Origin of the sequence: Nocardiopsis sp. NPDC058789 (genome assembly GCF_042745575.1) — a bacterium.
GTDB classification, from domain to species: Bacteria; Actinomycetota; Actinomycetes; order Streptosporangiales; family Streptosporangiaceae; genus Nocardiopsis; species Nocardiopsis eucommiae.
In genome coordinates this window covers 208801-225327 of sequence record NZ_JBHYOW010000012.1, presented here as the reverse complement: position 1 = coordinate 225327, position 16527 = coordinate 208801, and the positions used below count along the sequence as shown (strand labels likewise).

The 16527-nt window shown below is 70.5% G+C and carries 13 protein-coding genes; 4 read left to right on the top strand and 9 right to left on the bottom strand.

From position 1 onward, the window contains the following. Positions 1–143 precede the first annotated feature (143 nt). From typA to ACFW3L_RS19555, 6 genes are all read right to left on the bottom strand, one after another. On the bottom strand, positions 144–2036 hold the full coding sequence (gene typA / locus ACFW3L_RS19580; RefSeq protein ID WP_378742445.1) for a translational GTPase TypA: 1893 nt from the start codon (positions 2034–2036) through the stop codon (positions 144–146). Positions 2037–2204: 168 nt separating this feature from the next. After that, complete coding sequence (locus ACFW3L_RS19575) at positions 2205–2633, bottom strand: (deoxy)nucleoside triphosphate pyrophosphohydrolase (protein ID WP_378742443.1); 429 nt, start codon at positions 2631–2633, stop codon at positions 2205–2207. Between the two features lie 136 nt (positions 2634–2769). Then, complete coding sequence (locus tag ACFW3L_RS19570; RefSeq protein ID WP_378742441.1) at positions 2770–4677, bottom strand: YncE family protein; 1908 nt, start codon at positions 4675–4677, stop codon at positions 2770–2772. 79 nt (positions 4678–4756) lie between these two features. Then, positions 4757–5212: a hypothetical protein gene (locus ACFW3L_RS19565; protein WP_378742439.1), complete on the bottom strand. Its 456-nt coding sequence runs from the start codon at positions 5210–5212 to the stop codon at positions 4757–4759. Between the two features lie 463 nt (positions 5213–5675). Continuing rightward, entirely contained in the window at positions 5676–7901 is a 2226-nt protein-coding gene (locus ACFW3L_RS19560) for an ATP-dependent RecD-like DNA helicase (RefSeq protein WP_378742437.1), read from the bottom strand. Between the two features lie 16 nt (positions 7902–7917). Continuing rightward, complete coding sequence (locus ACFW3L_RS19555) at positions 7918–8325, bottom strand: MmcQ/YjbR family DNA-binding protein (protein ID WP_352388416.1); 408 nt, start codon at positions 8323–8325, stop codon at positions 7918–7920. A gap of 164 nt (positions 8326–8489) precedes the next feature. Here ACFW3L_RS19555 and ACFW3L_RS19550 point away from each other — a divergent pair, with 164 nt between their 5' ends. Continuing rightward, positions 8490–9569, top strand: a complete 1080-nt coding sequence (locus tag ACFW3L_RS19550; protein WP_378742435.1) for a serine/threonine-protein kinase — start codon at positions 8490–8492, stop codon at positions 9567–9569. Here ACFW3L_RS19550 and ACFW3L_RS19545 read toward each other — a convergent pair. Further along, complete coding sequence (locus ACFW3L_RS19545) at positions 9526–10017, bottom strand: hypothetical protein (protein ID WP_378742433.1); 492 nt, start codon at positions 10015–10017, stop codon at positions 9526–9528. The genes ACFW3L_RS19550 and ACFW3L_RS19545 overlap by 44 nt on opposite strands. Before the next feature lie 381 nt (positions 10018–10398). Between ACFW3L_RS19545 and ACFW3L_RS19540 the strand changes: the two genes are divergently transcribed. After that, positions 10399–12543, top strand: coding sequence for a 5'-nucleotidase C-terminal domain-containing protein (locus tag ACFW3L_RS19540; protein WP_378742431.1), 2145 nt, complete (start codon positions 10399–10401; stop codon positions 12541–12543). A gap of 103 nt (positions 12544–12646) precedes the next feature. Here the strand turns inward: ACFW3L_RS19540 and ACFW3L_RS19535 are convergent, their stop codons facing one another. Both ACFW3L_RS19535 and ACFW3L_RS19530 read right to left on the bottom strand, forming a co-directional pair. Beyond that, a complete protein-coding gene (locus ACFW3L_RS19535; RefSeq protein WP_378742429.1) occupies positions 12647–13378 on the bottom strand; it encodes a hypothetical protein in 732 nt (243 codons plus the stop codon). A gap of 178 nt (positions 13379–13556) precedes the next feature. Then, on the bottom strand, positions 13557–14243 hold the full coding sequence (locus ACFW3L_RS19530; protein ID WP_378742427.1) for a hypothetical protein: 687 nt from the start codon (positions 14241–14243) through the stop codon (positions 13557–13559). A gap of 217 nt (positions 14244–14460) precedes the next feature. On the opposite strand from ACFW3L_RS19530, the gene ACFW3L_RS19525 reads away from it, so the two are divergent. Beyond that, positions 14461–15129, top strand: coding sequence for a response regulator transcription factor (locus ACFW3L_RS19525; protein WP_026128827.1), 669 nt, complete (start codon positions 14461–14463; stop codon positions 15127–15129). 65 nt (positions 15130–15194) lie between these two features. Further along, positions 15195–16481 carry a sensor histidine kinase gene (locus ACFW3L_RS19520; protein ID WP_378742424.1) on the top strand — a complete coding sequence of 429 codons (1287 nt, stop codon included), beginning with the start codon at positions 15195–15197 and terminating at the stop codon, positions 16479–16481. Positions 16482–16527: the final 46 nt, after the last annotated feature.

The following is a 16527-nucleotide window of genomic DNA, read 5'->3' as shown; positions in this document are numbered from 1 at the left end:
GTCGTGGCCCGGTTCTTTTTTTAAAACTACAACGTCATCTTTTTTCCCCTGTGGTGTGTCTGCCCCCCGGGGGGGGGGGGGGGGGCCCCCCCCCCCCCCCCCCGCTCCGGGAACCGGAGGACCGACCGTCCCCCGTCCGCCGCCTACTGCTGCTGGCGCTTCCGGTTCGCCGTGATCCGGCCGCGCTCCTTCTGGTCGAGGATGACCTTGCGGATGCGGACGTTCTCGGGCGTCACCTCGACGCACTCGTCCTCGCGGCAGAACTCCAGGGCCTGCTCCAGGGAGAGCTTGCGCGGCGGCACCAGGCGGACGAGCTCGTCGCCGGTGGCCGAACGCATGTTGGTGAGCTTCTTCTCCTTGGTGATGTTGACGTCCATGTCGTCGGAGCGCGAGTTCTCGCCGACGATCATGCCCTCGTACACCTCGGTGGTGGGCTCGACGAACAGCGTGCCGCGCTCCTGGAGGTTGAACATCGCGAACGCGACGGCCACACCGGCGCGGTCGGCGACCAGGGAGCCGTTCGGCCGGGAACGGATGTCACCGAACCAGGGCTCGAACTTCTCGAAGACGTGGTTGGCGATGCCGGTGCCGCGCGTCTCGGTGAGGAACTCGGTCCGGAAGCCGATGAGGCCGCGGGACGGGACCAGCCAGTCCATGCGGACCCAGCCGGTGCCGTGGTTGACCATGTTCTCCATACGGCCCTTGCGGACGCTCAGGAGCTGGGTGATGGCGCCCATGTACTCCTCGGGCGCGTCCACGGTGAGGCGCTCGACCGGCTCGTGCACCTTGCCGTCGATGTTCTTGGTGACCACCTGGGGCTTGCCCACGGTCAGCTCGTAGCCCTCACGGCGCATCTGCTCGACCAGGATGGCCAGCGCCAGCTCGCCACGGCCCTGCACCTCCCAGGTGTCGGGACGCTCGGTCGGGAGCACGCGCAGGGAGACGTTGCCGATGAGCTCCTTCTCCAGGCGGTCCTTGACCAGGCGGGCCGTGACCTTGGCGCCCTTGACCTTGCCGACCAGCGGCGAGTTGTTGGTGCCGATGGTCATGGAGATGGCGGGCTCGTCCACCTTGATGAGCGGCAGCGCCACGGGGTTCTCGGGGTCGGCGAGGGTCTCACCGATCATGATCTCCTCGATGCCCGCGATGGCCGCGATGTCACCGGGGCCGGCCTTCTCGGCGGGCTTGCGCTCCAGACCCTCGGTCATGAGCAGCTCGGTGATCTTGACCTGCTGGGTGGTGCCGTCGGTGCGGATCCACGCGACCTGCTGGCCCTTGCGGAGCTCGCCCTGCTGGACCCGGACCAGGGCCAGACGGCCGAGGAAGGGGGAGGCGTCCAGGTTGGTGACGTGGGCCTGGAGGGGCGCGTCGGGGACGTACTCGGGGGCCGGGATCGTGTCCAGGATGGTGGAGAACAGCGGGACGAGGTTGTCGTTGTCGGGCACGGTGCCGTTGGCGGGGCGCTCCAGGGAGGCCTTGCCGTCACGGGCGCACGTGTAGACGATCGGGAACTCGATCTGCGACTCGTCGGCGTCCAGGTCCATGAACAGCTCGTAGGTGTCGTCCACGACCTCGGCGATCCGGCTGTCGGGCCGGTCCACCTTGTTGATCACGAGGATGACGGGGAGCTTGGCCGCGAGGGCCTTGCGGAGCACGAAGCGGGTCTGCGGGAGGGGGCCCTCACTGGCGTCGACGAGGAGGACGACACCGTCCACCATCGACAGACCGCGCTCGACCTCGCCACCGAAGTCGGCGTGGCCGGGGGTGTCGATGATGTTGATGACCACGTCCTCGCCCTCGGGCGTGGTGTAGTGCACCGCCGTGTTCTTCGCGAGAATGGTGATGCCCTTCTCGCGCTCCAGGTCGTTGGAGTCCATCACACGGTCGTCGACATCCTGGTTCTCCCGGAAGACTCCGGACTGCCAGAGCATGGCGTCAACGAGGGTCGTCTTGCCGTGGTCGACGTGAGCCACGATGGCGACGTTGCGCAGGTCACTGCGGCGGGCGGAGCCCTCGACGGGCGTAGCGCTGGACATGCTTAAGTCTCGATCTCCTGTACTGGGTAGAGACCGCAGAGTGCCACGGCCCGTAGCCAGTTTATGCGGTCATAGCGGGCTGGTTGGGATACGTACAGGCCACCCCGGTTAGTTTCGTCACCCTGGAAGGGGTGCGGCCCGGGGTCCTCGGATCGCCCGGAAACCCTGTCAGTACGGGGTTTCGCGCGTCCGGAGGAGCGGTGAGAGAGCCGCCAGGAAGGGGACGTCGGCGGGCATCCAGTCGAGGTCCCGGAGCCCCTCGTCGGGCACCCAGCGGACCGCCCGGTGCTCCAGCGCCCGGGGCTCCCCGGCGAGCAGCTCGGCCCGCAGCAGGCGCAGGACGGCGGGGCGGGTGTGGCCGTCGGAGGGCGCGGGGAAGGGCACGTCGGCGCCGACCGGTTCCCCGGCCCGGACGGTGACGCCCAGTTCCTCCCGGCACTCGCGCACCAACGCCTGGGCGGGGGTCTCCCCCGGCTCGGTCTTGCCGCCGGGGAACTCCCACAGGCCGCGCAGGCGCTCGGGTTCGGCTCGCTGGGCGGCCAGGACGTGTCCGTCTCGGATGATGGCCGCGCCCACCACGATCAGTGTCTCTCCCACGGGAAACCACCCTAGGGCCTCGCGGCCCGCCCGGGGCGTGGTCGGGAAACCCGTCCACCGGGTTCCCCGACCTCCGATCCCCTGTGGTGTCGGTGGGCTTCCGTGAGAAGCCGCGACGACGACCCAGGACCGCCCTCTACGCCTCCGGAGCGGAGGCGTTCAACACCCCGGAGATCCGCAGCAGCCTGCCCTGCCGGCTGCTGACGTACACAACGTCGCGGGCGTGGTCCAGCCCGACTCCGCAGACCGCTCCGAGGTCCTCGGCCGCGGCCCGCTGGAGGCCCCTGTCCTCGCCTTCGGTCAGGACGACCTCGTGCAGCCTGCCGCCCGCCGGATCGGCGACGTAGGCGTGGGCCGCGCCGTCCGAGGCCACACGGACGCTCTGTCCCAGGGCGGTGGCCACCCTCAGTGGGGTGGGGTCCTCCGCCGTCAGATCGATCTCGTAGAGCTCGCCCCTGTCGTACTGGCCGACATAGGCCCTGCCACCGCTCAGCGTCACCCCGGCGGCCCTCGGCACCGGCCAACCGCGCCGCTCCTCGACCGCACCGCCGCTCAGGTCGTACTCGATCAGCCTCCCGGCCGCGAGGTCACTGACGTACAGCCGCTCGTGTGACGGGTCCAGTGCGACGCCGTAGGCGTACGGACCCTCGACGACCGTGACGGGGGCGGCGGAGTGGTCGGAGAGGTTCACCGTGATCACGCGCCGGTGGTTGTGGTCGGCGAGGAAGGCCCTGTCCCGGGGCAGGTCCAGCGCCACGTCGTTGGTGTCTCCCAGGCCCTCCGCGACCCACTCCGTCGCGCCGCTGTCGAGGTCCACCTTGTGGAGCCGTCCACCGCGACCGCGCTCGACCACGTACGCCCTCCGTCCGTCCGGGTCCAGGGCGAGGCCCTCGGCCCTGCCCAGCCCCGTGGCGACCTCGTCGGGGGTCGCCTTCGGGGCCTCCGGTCGTGCCAGGTCGACCTGGTGGAGGGGGTGGTGCTTCTCCTCGAAGACGAGGTTCTCCAGCTCGAAGACCTCGTGCTCCCCCGCCAGGGTGGAGACGACCTCGGCCTCGCCCCTCTGCATGAAGGGCCTGCCGTCATCGGTGAGGTCGAAGGCCTCCGTCTCCTTGCCGGTCTCGTTGATCCTCCACGCGAGCACGTTGGAGTACCGGGGGTTCGTGGACTGCGGCCCGGCGGGACGCACCTCCTTCACCTCCACCGGCTCGGGATAGTACAGAGCGACCCAGCCGCCGAAGGTGATGGGGAACTCGTAGTCGAACCGGCGCACCTGGCGCCGTTGTGTGGCCAGCACGTCGACCCGGCTGCCGACCTCACCGCTCAGGGTGGAGGACGTCGTGAACCCGGTGGTCAGTGAGCCGCTGACCGAGCCGGTGATCCCGAGCATCAGCTGGGCCGACACCTCCCCGGTGCCCGTCGCGGTCCCCGTGGCCGTGGTCGTGCTCGTCGTCTGCGACTGGGACTCCGTGTCGACGCCCTGGTTGTCCTTGCTGTTCTTCAGGGTGGTCTTCTGGGAGTTGTTCAGGGCCATGCTCTTCTGGAGCTGCTGCTGCAGGGAGGCGGTGGCCTTCGCGCCGAAGGTGAGCTGGACCTGCCCCTGGAGCGACCAGCTGATCGTGTTCGAGATCGAGAACTGGACCGTGTGCGACCAGGTCGTGGGGGTGGGGTCGGTCCGGTTGACGTACGTCTGCTTGGAGACGACGTCAGGCGGCGGCTGCGTGATGTCCCCGCGCTCCTCGACGAGAGGCACACCCACCGTCATGTAGGCGCGCCACTCGCGTTGGTGGGCCGTGTCCTCCCGGCCCGGGTAGTCCCCGAACCGCCCCTTGTTCAGGGAGAAGCCGGTGGGGTACACGTACCGGTCCTTGCCGTCGGAGGTCCTGCGCTCCGCCCTGCGCCTCAGCTTCTCCCGGTCCCGCTCCAGGATGACCGGCGCCTTGGCGGCGATGTCGAGCTCCCTCAGATTCCGCCCCGTCATCGGGTGGCGGATGAAGCGTTCTCCCAGACGGGTCGTACTCACATGGTTCTTCGTGGGGCCGCCCATGGCCTTCTCCTTCTATGGTGACGGGACGCGATGTCAGTCGGTGCTGCCGGGGCCGTTCGCGAACGGCGCGGCCGCTGGGTCACTGTCCGGGCGGCCTGCGGTCGGAGCCACGGACGTTCGCTGTCGACTCCTCGTTGTCCTTCTTCAGCCCCTCCCGCTCCTCGGCGCTGATCCTCGGCTCGTCCTCCTCCTCGACCCGCACGCGCACCTTCGTGAAGGCCTGGTCCTTGGCGGAGGAGGCCATTCCGGTGGTCGACTCGGGGTTCTCGCTGGCGTCCCGCTGCTCGGTCGCGACCGTCCGGGTGTTCCCGAACAGGGGGGTGACGAAGTTGGTCAGGATCTCCAGCGCCTCCGGCGAGGTCTCGCGGACGAGCTTCGGATCGCGCTGGATCTCGGGGATCCCGTCGAGGAGCTCGGGGTCGACGCCCTCCCACTCGGGGCGGGCCCCCGGAACCCTGTCGTGCAGGTTCCGGGCGGACTCCTCGGCGGACCCCGCCTCGTTTCCTCCGTTGCCGAATATGTTCTTGAAGGTCATGGCGCTCCCTTTGTTGCGGCATTCCCTCATCGGCCCACTTCCACGAGGAAGGGGCCCGTTCGAGGCGCCGGGGGTCTTATGGAACGTGGGGTGCGATTCTCTTCGGTGGTTCCCGATCGACCCGGGGAACGGCGAAGGCCTGGGGTCGCCTCAGCCGAGACCACCACGGTGTTCGGGGGTCGAGGGGCCACCGCGAACCTCGGGGTCATCCGCGAACGTCGCGCGGACCAACCCGAACAGTCGTGGGCACTGCTCCTTGGCTTCATTTCCCGGACGGGGGTTCGAGTCCGTCCATACCCCCATGATGAACCATGTAATCGGAACAGTCAGGCGTTTCCCGGACAGAAATTCTCGGCACTGGAAAGTGGCGCACAAAGTCTGGAATAGGAAACTCACGAATGAAATACGCCTATGTCCATGAATGCGAGTTTCGGGACGGGTGAAGGGCTCCCCTGGGCGGGGCTCAGGCGGAGACGTCGGCCGGGGGTCCGATCAGTCGGTGGGCGAGGGAGGTGTACCGCCGTCCCGAGGAGGCGTTGGCGACCGCGCGGTCCAGGGCCCGGCGGGATCCCACCAGCACGACCAGTCTCCTGGCCCGGGTGATCCCGGTGTAGAGCAGGTTGCGTTGGAGCATCATCCAGGCCGAGGTGGTGACGGGGATGACCACGGCCGGGTACTCACTGCCCTGGGAACGGTGGACGGTGACGGCGTAGGCGTGGGCGAGTTCGTCGAGCTCCGCGAAGTCGTAGGTGACCTCCTCGTCCTCGTCCGTGCGCACGGTCAGTTCCTGGGCCACCTGGTCGATGCCGGTGACCACCCCCAGGGTCCCGTTGAAGACCCCGTTCGCTCCCTTGTCGTAGTTGTTGCGTACCTGGGTGACCTTGTCCCCCACCCGGTACACCCGGCCGCCCAGTCGGCGCTCGGGAACGTGTTCTCCCGGCGGGGTCAGAGCGTCCTGGAGCGCGGCGTTGAGGTTGACGGCACCGGCCGGTCCGCCCTTCATGGGGGTGAGGACCTGCACGTCACGACGGGGGTCCAGGGAGAAGCGGCGGGGGATGCGACGGGCGACCACGTCCACCACGGTCTCGGCGGCGTCCTCGGCCTCGTCGCAGTCGAACAGGAAGAAGTCGGACATCCCCTGGAACTCGGGCGCCTCCCCCTGGTTGATCCGGTGGGCGTTGGTGACCACACCGGACTGCTGGGCCTGGCGGAACACGTGGGTCAGGCGCACCCGCGGGACGGGGGAGCCCTCCTCCATCAGGTCGCGCAGGACCTGTCCGGCGCCCACCGACGGCAGCTGGTCCACGTCACCGACGAACACCACGTGCGCCCCGGGGGGAACCGCCTTGACCAGCTTGTTGGCCAGGATCAGGTCGAGCATCGAGGCCTCGTCCACCACGAGGAGGTCGCAGTCCAGGGGGTGGTCGCGGTCGTGCGCCGCCTCGCCGCCGGGGCGCAGTTCGAGGAGTCGGTGGACGGTGGAGGCCTCGTGGCCGGTCAGCTCCGTCAGCCGCTTGGCGGCGCGTCCGGTGGGTGCCGCCAGGATGATCCTGGCGTCCTTGACCGACGCCATGGCGACGATGGAGGCCACCGTGTAGGACTTGCCGCAGCCCGGGCCTCCGGTGAGCACGCAGACCTTCCTGGTCAGCGCGGTGCGCACCGCCTCACGCTGAGCCTCCGCCAGGGTGGCGTCGGAGCGCCGGTCGAGCCAGTCGAGGGCCCGGGGCCAGTCCACGTCGGTGAAGGCGGGCAGCCGCTCCAGCGGCGTCTCCAGCAGGGAGCGCAGCCCGGAGGCCAGGCCGATCTCGGCGCGGTGGAAGGGGAGCAGGTAGACCGCGCGGACCGGCGCGCCCCCCGGGTCGGGCACGGTCTCACGGACCACGCCCTCGGCGGCGACCAGCTCCGCAAGGCACTCGATCACCAGCCCCGCCTCCACCTGGAGGATCTTCACGGCGGCGGAGATGAGCCGTTCCTCGGGCAGGAAGCAGTGCCCGTCGCCGGCGGACTCCGAGAGGGTGAACTGGATGCCCGCCATCACCCGTTGCGGGCTGTCGTGCGGGACCCCGACCGCCCGGGCGATGGTGTCGGCGGTCCGGAAACCGATCCCCCACACGTCCGAGGCCAGCCGGTAGGGCTCCTCCTGGACGACCCGGATGGAGTCGTCGCCGTACCGCTTGTAGACCCGCACCGCCAACGAGGTGCTGACCTGGACCCCCTGGAGGAAGACCATCACCTCCTTGATCGCCTTCTGCTCCTCCCAGGCGTCGGTGATGAGCCCGGTGCGCTTGGGGCCCAGCCCGGGGACCTCGATCAGCCGGGCGGGGTCCTCCTCGATGACGTCGAGGGCGTCGACTCCGAAGTGGTCGACGATCCGCTCGGCCATCCGTGGCCCGATTCCCTTGATCAGACCGGAACCGAGGTAGCGGCGGATGCCCTGCACCGTGGCGGGCAGCACCGTGGTGAAGTCGTCCACGTGGAACTGGCCGCCGTACTGGGGGTGCGATCCCCAGCGGCCGTACATCCGCAGTGACTCGCCGGGTTGGGCGCCGGGAAGGGAGCCGACCACGGTCAGCAGGTCGTGGCCCCCGCGCCCGGTGTCGACCTTGGCGACGGTGTAGCCGTTCTCCTCGTTGGCGAAGGTGATCCGTTCCAGGACGCCCTGGACCACCGCCCCCGCGGGTGTCGGCATGGCGTTCCCCGTCCTCTCAGCGGCCGTCCGTGCCTGGGAGCGGCGGTGCCTCGTCCCCGAGGACGGCCAGCACGCGGTCGCGGTCCGCTCTGCGCAGCCCTCCGGCCACCCGGGTGTAGGAGTGCGCCAGCATCTCCAGCAGTTCGTCGTCGGGAACGGTGCCGTCCAGCCGCACGGAGTTCCAGTGCCGCTTGTTCATGTGCCAGCCCGGTGTGACGGCGGGGTACCGCCCGCGCAGCTCCAGGGCGAGTTCGGGGTCGCACTTGAGGTTGACGGTCGCACGCTCGCCGCCCGTGCCACCGGTGAGCAGGGCGAACATCTTCTGGTCGGCCACCTTGTAGACGAGTGCTCCCGGCCCGAAGGGCTCGCTCTCCCGGGCCTCGGGAAACCACAGCGCCGCGTCGATGAACTGTTCCGGTGTCATGTCCCTCCCCCTGTCCCCTTCGAGCCTGTCAGACCGCACCGACCTTCGGGAGTCCCCTCCCCCGGCCTGTGGACGACTCTCCCGGGGCCGCGCGGGGGCGGGCGCCGAACGGGGCGCGCGGATATGATCCGGCTCGAACCTCCCCACGTCCGGTTGGAGTGCCCATGAAGGCGCGCGGTGTACGCAGGCTCGCTCCGCTCGTACCGGGGGACCCCTGGGAAGTCGGCGGGCACCGGGTGCGCGGCCGGGTCGGCGCGGGGGGCATGGGCACCGTGTACGCCGCCGAGTCACCCGGTGCCCACGGCTACCTGGCCGTCAAGGTGGCCCACCCGGAGCTCGCCCACGACCGGCGCTTCCGAGAGCGGTTCACACACGAGGCGCGCCTGCTCGCCAGGGTGGACAGCCCCTGTGTGGCGCGGTTCGTACGTGCCGACGTGGGCGCGGAGCCACCGTGGATGATCACCGAGTACGTGCCGGGGCCGACGCTGCGCCACCACGTGGAACGGTTCGGGCGGCTGCGGGGCGGGATGCTGCTCGGGCTGGCGGCGGGCGTGGCGGAGGCCCTGCGCGCCGTGCACGCGGCAGGAGTGGTGCACCGCGACCTCAAGCCCGGCAACGTGGTGCTGTCCGCGCGGGGGCCCAAGCTCCTGGACTTCGGGATCGCGCACGCCGTGGAGGACCCCGACCCCACCAAGTGGCGGCGGCTGCGGCGGATGCGCCGGGCCTACCGGGCGCTCGGACTGCCCTCACCGGCGGGGCTGTCCGACGAGCGCACCGCCCGGATGCTCGACCGCCGGGGCACCCCCGGGTGGATCAGCCCGGAGCAGTACCGGCGCCGACCCACCACGCACGGGTCCGACGTGTTCCTGTGGGGCGCCACGGTGGCCTTCGCCTCCGTGGGCCACGATCCGTTCGGGACCGCGCCGCCGAGGGAGATGGCCCGGAGGGTGACCACCGAGGAGCCCGACCTGCGCTACCTGCCCGTGGGGCTGGAGAAGCTGGTGGTGGCGGCGTTGAGCAAGGACCCCGACGACCGCCCGCGCTCCGGGGAGCTGCTGCGCGCCGTCCTCGACCTGGAGGGCCCGGAGGGCGGGGTCCGTACCCCGGCGGGCGCCGGGGAAGCGGGGGTGCGCGGATTGCTGGACCGCCACTGGACCAGGGTCGCGGTGCGGCAGCCGCTGCCGCCCCGCGAGTGGTCGCTCAGAGCAGGCCGAAGTAGGCGCGGCTCTCCTTGGACCACATGAAGGCCAGCATGGCGGCGGCGAAGCCCAGCGGGACGATCGCGAGGAGCTCGCCCGAGAGCAGGGCCCACAGCAGGATGCCCGCGGCGGCCCCCTGGAACAGCAGGGCGCTCCAGAAGACCCCCACGGTGCGGCGGCGCAGCCGGGTGGCGACGAGCACCGACAGCGTCCCGTAGACGCCGGTCACCAGGGCCATCAGCCCCATGTACGAACGCATCATGTCGGCGTCGAAGGCCAGCGCCACGCCCTGCTCGGCGGCGAGCGCGGCCTGCTCGTCCAGGGCCTCCTCCATCACCTCGGCGGGCGCGGACAGCCCCATCACGAAGAGGAGCAGGAGCAGGAGGCCGCTGACGCCGCCGACGAGCATCAGCGTGCGGACGGTCACGACCCGGCGGGGCATGGGGGCGTCGGGACGCAGGGCCTCCAGATGAGGGGCGTCGAAGTCGGGCATCCCGCGTTGCGAGGGCACCCCACCCTGTCCCGAGTCGGGGTCGTACGGGTCCTGGCCAGAGGGAAACACGGACGTCCTCCGAGGGAATCGAGCCGACTGTCCCCTCCATGGTAGGGGCGTACCGTCGTGGGGGCGCGGGCCCGTGGGTGGCGCGGGCCCGGTTCGGTCCGAAACCAACTACGGAACGAGACCGCAATCGAACCCAGGTGACCCTGGGCTACCGTCTCGGGTCGAGAACCAGCACGCACACGGAGATTCCGCAAATCGTAACCCCCCGGCCCGTGTCCCCACACCCGTCCCCATCTAGGGTGAAAAAACTCCGACCCCTCCCGCCCCCGGGGCGGAATCCCCGCACAGTCCCCCAAAGGAGTCACAGCAGACATGTCCAGACTCGTGCGCGCGACCGGCGCACTGATCCTGACGGGCGCGCTGGTGGTGCCCCTGGCCCCCGCGGCCAGCGCGTACGCACCCACGGACACCCCTGTGGGCGAAGCCGCGTTCACCCTCACCCTGCTGCACGGCAACGACCCCGAGTCCGCGCTCCTGCACGCCTCGGCCGACCCGGACTTCGGCGGAGCCGCGCGGTACACGACGCTGCTCGACCAGCTCCGCGACAGCGAGAACGCGGGCACCGAGGCCGGAGACGGCGAGTCGGCCCACCGCGGCGTGGTCGCCGTGAACTCCGGAGACCTCTACCTGCCCGGTCCGGAGTTCGCCGCCTCCCGGGAGGAGGGCGCGCCGTTCTACGACGCGATCGCCACCTCCCACGCGGAGTACGACGCGATCTCCATGGGCAACCACGAGTTCGACTTCGGCCCCGACGTGTACGCCGAGTTCATCGGCGCCCTGCCCGAGAGCACCCCCGTGGTCGCCGCCAACGTGGACGTCTCCGGTGAGGCCGCACTGGCCGCCCTGGAGGCCGAGGGCCGGATCGCCCCGAGCACCGTCGCCGAGGTCGAGGGCGAGCGGATCGGCATCGTCGGCGCGCTGTACCCGCCGCTGGCCTCCATCACCAGCCCGCGCGACGTCGTGGTCGACGAGGTCGTCGGCCCGGTCCAGGCCGAGGTGGACCGTCTCACGGCGGAGGACGTCGACAAGATCATCCTCATCTCGCACCTCCAGAACATCACCTACGAGGAGCGGGTCGCCAAGGAACTGACGGGTGTGGACGCCATGGTGGCCGGGGGCGGCCACGAGGTGATGGCCAACCCCGACGACGCCCTGGTCCCCGGCGACGAGGTCACCGTCCACCCGGGCTCCGGCGAGCCGCTGTCCTACCCGCTGGTGGTGGACAACGCCGACGGCGACGCGGTGCCGATCGTCACCGCGGGCTCCAACTACAAGTACGTGGGCCGTCTGGTCCTCAACTTCGACGCCGCTGGCGACCTCCTGACCGTGGGCGACCGCTCCGGCCCGGTGCGGGTCTCCGGCACGGGCGACGACGCCGTGGAACCGCACCCCGAGGTCGAGGCGCAGGTGACCAAGCCGGTCACCGACTACGTCGCGGAGCTGGCCGAGACCGAGGTGGCGCGGAGCGAGGTCGCCCTGGACGGCACCCAGAACCCGGGCGTGCGCACGCAGGAGACCAACCTGGGCAGCCTCATGGCCGACGCCCTGCTGGACACCGGCAGGCGCAACGCTGACGAGTACGGCGTCCCCGAGCCGCGGATCGGTATCCAGAACGGCGGCGGCATCCGCAACGCGTCGGTGATCCCGGCCGGTCCGCTCACCGTGCTGGACACCTACTCGGTCGCGCCGTTCGCCAACCAGGTCGCCGTGGTCCCCGAGATCCCGCGCGGCCAGATCAAGGAGCTCCTGGAGCGCGGGGTGGCCTCCGCACCCGCCGCCGACGGCGGGTTCATGCAGGTCGCCGGGGTCAACTTCGCCTACGACCCGGAGCGGACCGCGCAGGTCGTCACCGAGGACGGCGAGGTGACGACCCCGGGAGAGCGGGTGCGCAACGCGATCCTGCACGACGGCACGGTCATCGTCGAGGACGGCGAGGTCGTGGACGGTGACGCCATCTCGGTCGTCACCAACGACTTCTCGGCGGCCGGTGGCGACATGTACCCGTTCCGCGACGCCGACTTCACCGTGGTGGGCTCCACCTACCAGGGGGCGCTGGAGCGCTTCCTCACCGGAACCCTCGACGGCCGGATCAGCGCCGAGGACTACCCGGAGGGCGGCGCCGGTCGCATCGTGATCGGGGAGAAGGCCACCGTGCCCTCCGGAGGTGACGACGGCGGTGACGACACGGACCCGACCGAACCGCCCGCTTCACCCAGCCCGAGCCCCAGTCCGAGTCCGAGCCCGACCGACGGCCCCACGGGTGGTCCCACCGACGGCCCGGGCAGCGGGAAGCCCGGAAGCCCGGACGACGGGAAGGGCGGCACCCTGCCGGTCACCGGTGGGGCCCTGACCAGCCTGATCGTCGCCGCCGTGCTCGCCATCGGCGCCGGTGGCGGCGCCCTCTACCTGAGCCGCAAGCGCCGGTCGGCCACGGGCACCGGGGAGATCGGGGGCTGATCCCCCACCGTCCGCCGCCGAGCGCGGGCGCACAGTGAACGCGGGCCCGCCCGAGTGGTGACTCGGGCGGGCCCGCGTCGTCGTGCTCGGGGCCGGGGAGGGATCAGCAGTGCGGCAGTCCCTCGATCGGCTTCCAGGGCTCGTTGTCCCGGAAGGCGGTGGCGCTGACGAAGACGTCGCGGTTGCCGGTGTCGTCGTCGGTCAGCGCCCACCAGGTCGAGTAGGCGTCCTCACCGTCGGAGTGCGGTTCGCCCTCCACCTGGCAGAAGAAGTAGTGGCGTCCGGTCCAGAGCCAGCCGCCCGTGGGGTACCGGCTCTCCTGGGACCAGTAGGTCCGCGCGTCACGCCAGGTGGTGTAGTAGTGGCGGCGGGAGAACGTCGTGGCCGCCGGCTCGTTGGCCGGTTGCGCGGTCGGTGCGGCCGTCGGCTCGGCGACCGGTGCGTCCGGTGGCGCCGTCGGCTCCGAGGACGGTCGAACCGGCGGTGGGGTGGTCGGTTCCGCCGAGGGCTCCGTCGACTGAGGGGGCGACCCGCCGGGGGATCCGTTGGTCGGCCCGGTGGGACGTCCGGTGGGTGGTCCGTTGGTCGGTTCGTCGTCCCGGGGGTTCACCGGGGTCTCGACCCGGACGGCCTCCGCCACGGTGAGCCCGGCGGCCGGGGACGCGAGAACGGTCGGCAGGCAGACCGCCAGGGCCAGGGCCAGCGTGAGTGCGCGGGGAGCGCCCCGACGCGTGCTCGGCTCCGGGAACGCCCCCTGTTCCCGCCACCCCCTCGGGCGGGTCGGCCCCTTCGGGCCGCCGGGTCGGTTTCCGGCCTTCTCGTCGCGACGCACCATCCGCACTCCTCGCGTGTCCCCGGACCGGGATCGGGGTCCGAGTTGAGTGACGGGCCCGGCGGGGACGACGCGTGCCCTGGGGCCCGTCAACCACCACCAACACCACCATTGCCACCCCTATCATCACCCAGAGTGTTCAAGTGGACACGTCACGACGCGGCGGATCATCGGAAGCGGCTCAGCAACCAGCGAAGGACCTGGCGTCCCGGGTCATGTCGTCGCGCTCGGACTGGTCCGTGTCGCCGCCCTCGAACCAGATGAACACGATGTGGCAGGCGTTCTGGGCGTCGACCATGTCGTTGTCGTCCTCCTCCGCCTGGGAGCGCAGGTTCACGATGACGATCGAGGCGGTCAGGATGTCGTCGAAGTCGATGACGCGGGCGACGTTGGTGTCCATCGCGCTCGTGCAGGAGAGGGTCTCCTCCTCGCCGCCGTCGCAGAGGTCGTCGGTCACGTCCCGACCCCCGTTCATGCCGTAGTCACCGCTGAGCTCGGAGATGACCTCCTCGACGGTCACCTTCTCCCGGGGCTCCTCCGTGGGGAGGTCACTCGGCTCCTCGGCCGGCTCCGATCCGGGGAGGGGGTCCTCGGTCGGACTCGGGGACTCCTCGGGTGCGGGCGAGGGGGAGGGTGACGGCGAGGGTCGCGGATCGGACTCCCGATCGGCGGCGATCCGGCTGGTCACGACGCCGCCCAGCGCGAGCCCGCCGCCGAGGAAGGAGGCCCCGGCGAGGATGGCGATGACGGCGAGCACCGCGACGAGGCCGGTGCCGTACCGGCCCCGGGGAGGAGGTGGGCCCTGCGGCGCGCCCCGGGGCGGAGAGCCGAATGCGTTTCCGCCCGGCGGCGGCGGGTGGGGATTCACGTCCTGGGGCTCCTCTGCTGTCCTGGAGTTCTTTCGAAGGGCACTCCTACACCCCGCCGTCGAGCCTCCCAGTTTCACCAAGAACATGCAAAGAAAGAGCTCCTGGTAACCATTTGCACTATTTGACCGGTATGTGATTCGCGTATTTTCGGCCAACCTTGGGCCATCCGGCGCGCATAATAGGGAAATGCGCCACCCTGGACCTACGATCGGCTCCATGACCTGCGTTTTGCTGGCCGAAGACGATGTCTCGATCTCCGAGCCTCTCGCGCGCGCACTACGACGCGAGGGCTACACGGTGGATGTGACCGTCAACGGCATTGAGACACTCGACCGCGCCCGTGCGGGAGACATCGACCTCATGGTCCTGGATCTCGGGCTCCCCGAAATGGACGGCCTTGAGGTGGCACGTCGGCTCCGCGCCGAGGGTCACGGAACGCCGATCCTCATCCTGACCGCCCGAGCGGACGAGGTCGACACAGTCGTCGGCCTCGACGCCGGAGCCGACGACTACGTGACCAAGCCGTTCAGGCTCGCCGAACTCCTGGCCCGCGTCCGCGCCCTGCTGCGGCGTGGCGGGGCCGAGGTGCCGGTGGTCCACGGAGTCCGCATCGACAACGACTCGCGCCGTGCCTGGCTGGGCGACCGCGAGCTCCAACTGACCACCAAGGAGTTCGACCTGCTGCGCGTGCTCGTGCGCGACGCGGGCAAGGTGGTCACCCGTGAACAGATCATGCGGGAGGTGTGGGACACCAACTGGTGGGGGTCGACCAAGACCCTCGACATGCACATCTCGTGGCTGCGCCGCAAACTCGGTGACGACGCCAACCAGCCTTCCTACATCACGACCGTCCGGGGCGTGGGGTTCCGGTTCGAACGAGACTGACACGACCTTGGGTTCGACGCGCTTGCCCGTCGACCGCCCAGGGGGTCGGACGGACGTGAGGTGACATGCGCAGGCGGATGGTTTTCTCCACCCTGGTGGTGACCGTCATCGCCGTCATGCTGCTCGGGCTGCCCCTGGGTGCGCTCACCTACAAACTGGTGCATGACGAGGCCAGCCGGCAGCTTGAGGGCGAGGCCGAGCTGATCGGTGCCGAGAGCGACAACATGCTGGAGCTCCACGGCGAGCTGGACCTGGCCGAGTTCGATCGGGAACACCCGAACCGGTTCGTCCGCATCACACCCGCGGGCGAACCGACCGCCGTGACGGCGGGAGATCCCGCGTTGAACCCCGAGGCCGTGGACTCACCGCGCCTGCTCAGGGCCACCGTCACCACCGGCCGCGACACGAGGGTCGAGGTGTGGAGTGACGGCGAGGAGGTCCAGGAGAGCGTGGTCCGCGCCTGGCTGGGCATCGCCTCGCTGTCCCTGCTGGCCATCGGGGTCGCCGTGGGCCTGTCCATGTTCCAGGCCCGGCGCCTCACCCTGCCGCTGGTCGACCTGGCCGCAACCGCCGAACGGCTCGGCTCCGGAGTCACCACGCCCTGGGGGCACCGCTACGGCATCCCGGAGGCCGACCGCGTCGCGGAGGTCCTGGACCGCAGCGCCGAACGCATCGCCGGGCTCATCGCCACCGAACGCCACTTCGCCACCGACGCCTCGCACCAGCTCCGCACACCGCTCACCGCGCTCACCATGCGGTTGGAGGAGATCATCGCGGAGTCCGACAACGCCCAGGTGGTCAGGGAGGAGGGCGAGGCCGCCCTCGCCCAGACCGAACGCCTCGTGGAGACCGTCGAGAGCCTGCTCGGCCGCGCTCGCAAGAGTCAGAACCCCGAGGTGGAACCGGTGGAGCTCGACCCGGTCCTCAACCACCTCCAGGCCGAGTGGTCGCCCGTCTTCCAACAGGAGAAGCGCCGGCTCCTCGTCACCGGAGACCCCGGACTGACCGCCATGACCGTCCCCACCGACCTCGCCCAGATCCTGGCCACACTGGTGGAGAACGCCTACAAGCACGGTGCGGGGACGGTGACCATCCGCCGACTCGACACCGGCCAGTCCGTGCGCGTCGAGGTCAGCGACGAGGGCGAGGGAGTCCCCGAGCACCTGTCCGGTCGCATCTTCGAGCGCGAGGTCAGCGGCGGCGGCGGTACCGGCCTCGGACTCGCCCTGGCCCGCCACATCGCCGAGTCGGAGGGCGCGAGGGTCGAGCTGGTCCAGACCCGGCCGACCACCTTCGCACTGTTCCTGCCCGCCGGGGCCGGAGGCCTGTCGAAGATGACGGGGCCGGTGTAGCTGTGTCTCTTTGGACCTCCGCTGCGCGGAGGCCCAAAGAGGTACG

Bases quoted from the DNA above. Each gene is read 5' to 3' on its own strand.
- ACFW3L_RS19540 (WP_378742431.1), top strand. From the start codon at position 10,399: ATGTCCAGACTCGTGCGCGCGACCGGCGCACTGATCCTGACGGGCGCG.
- ACFW3L_RS19525 (WP_026128827.1), top strand. From the start codon at position 14,461: ATGACCTGCGTTTTGCTGGCCGAAGACGATGTCTCGATCTCCGAGCCT.
- ACFW3L_RS19550 (WP_378742435.1), top strand. From the start codon at position 8,490: ATGAAGGCGCGCGGTGTACGCAGGCTCGCTCCGCTCGTACCGGGGGAC.
- ACFW3L_RS19520 (WP_378742424.1), top strand. From the start codon at position 15,195: ATGCGCAGGCGGATGGTTTTCTCCACCCTGGTGGTGACCGTCATCGCC.
- ACFW3L_RS19555 (WP_352388416.1), bottom strand. From the start codon at position 8,325: ATGACACCGGAACAGTTCATCGACGCGGCGCTGTGGTTTCCCGAGGCC.
- ACFW3L_RS19570 (WP_378742441.1), bottom strand. From the start codon at position 4,677: ATGGGCGGCCCCACGAAGAACCATGTGAGTACGACCCGTCTGGGAGAA.
- typA (WP_378742445.1), bottom strand. From the start codon at position 2,036: ATGTCCAGCGCTACGCCCGTCGAGGGCTCCGCCCGCCGCAGTGACCTG.
- ACFW3L_RS19565 (WP_378742439.1), bottom strand. From the start codon at position 5,212: ATGACCTTCAAGAACATATTCGGCAACGGAGGAAACGAGGCGGGGTCC.
- ACFW3L_RS19545 (WP_378742433.1), bottom strand. From the start codon at position 10,017: ATGCCCGACTTCGACGCCCCTCATCTGGAGGCCCTGCGTCCCGACGCC.
- ACFW3L_RS19535 (WP_378742429.1), bottom strand. From the start codon at position 13,378: ATGGTGCGTCGCGACGAGAAGGCCGGAAACCGACCCGGCGGCCCGAAG.
- ACFW3L_RS19560 (WP_378742437.1), bottom strand. From the start codon at position 7,901: ATGCCGACACCCGCGGGGGCGGTGGTCCAGGGCGTCCTGGAACGGATC.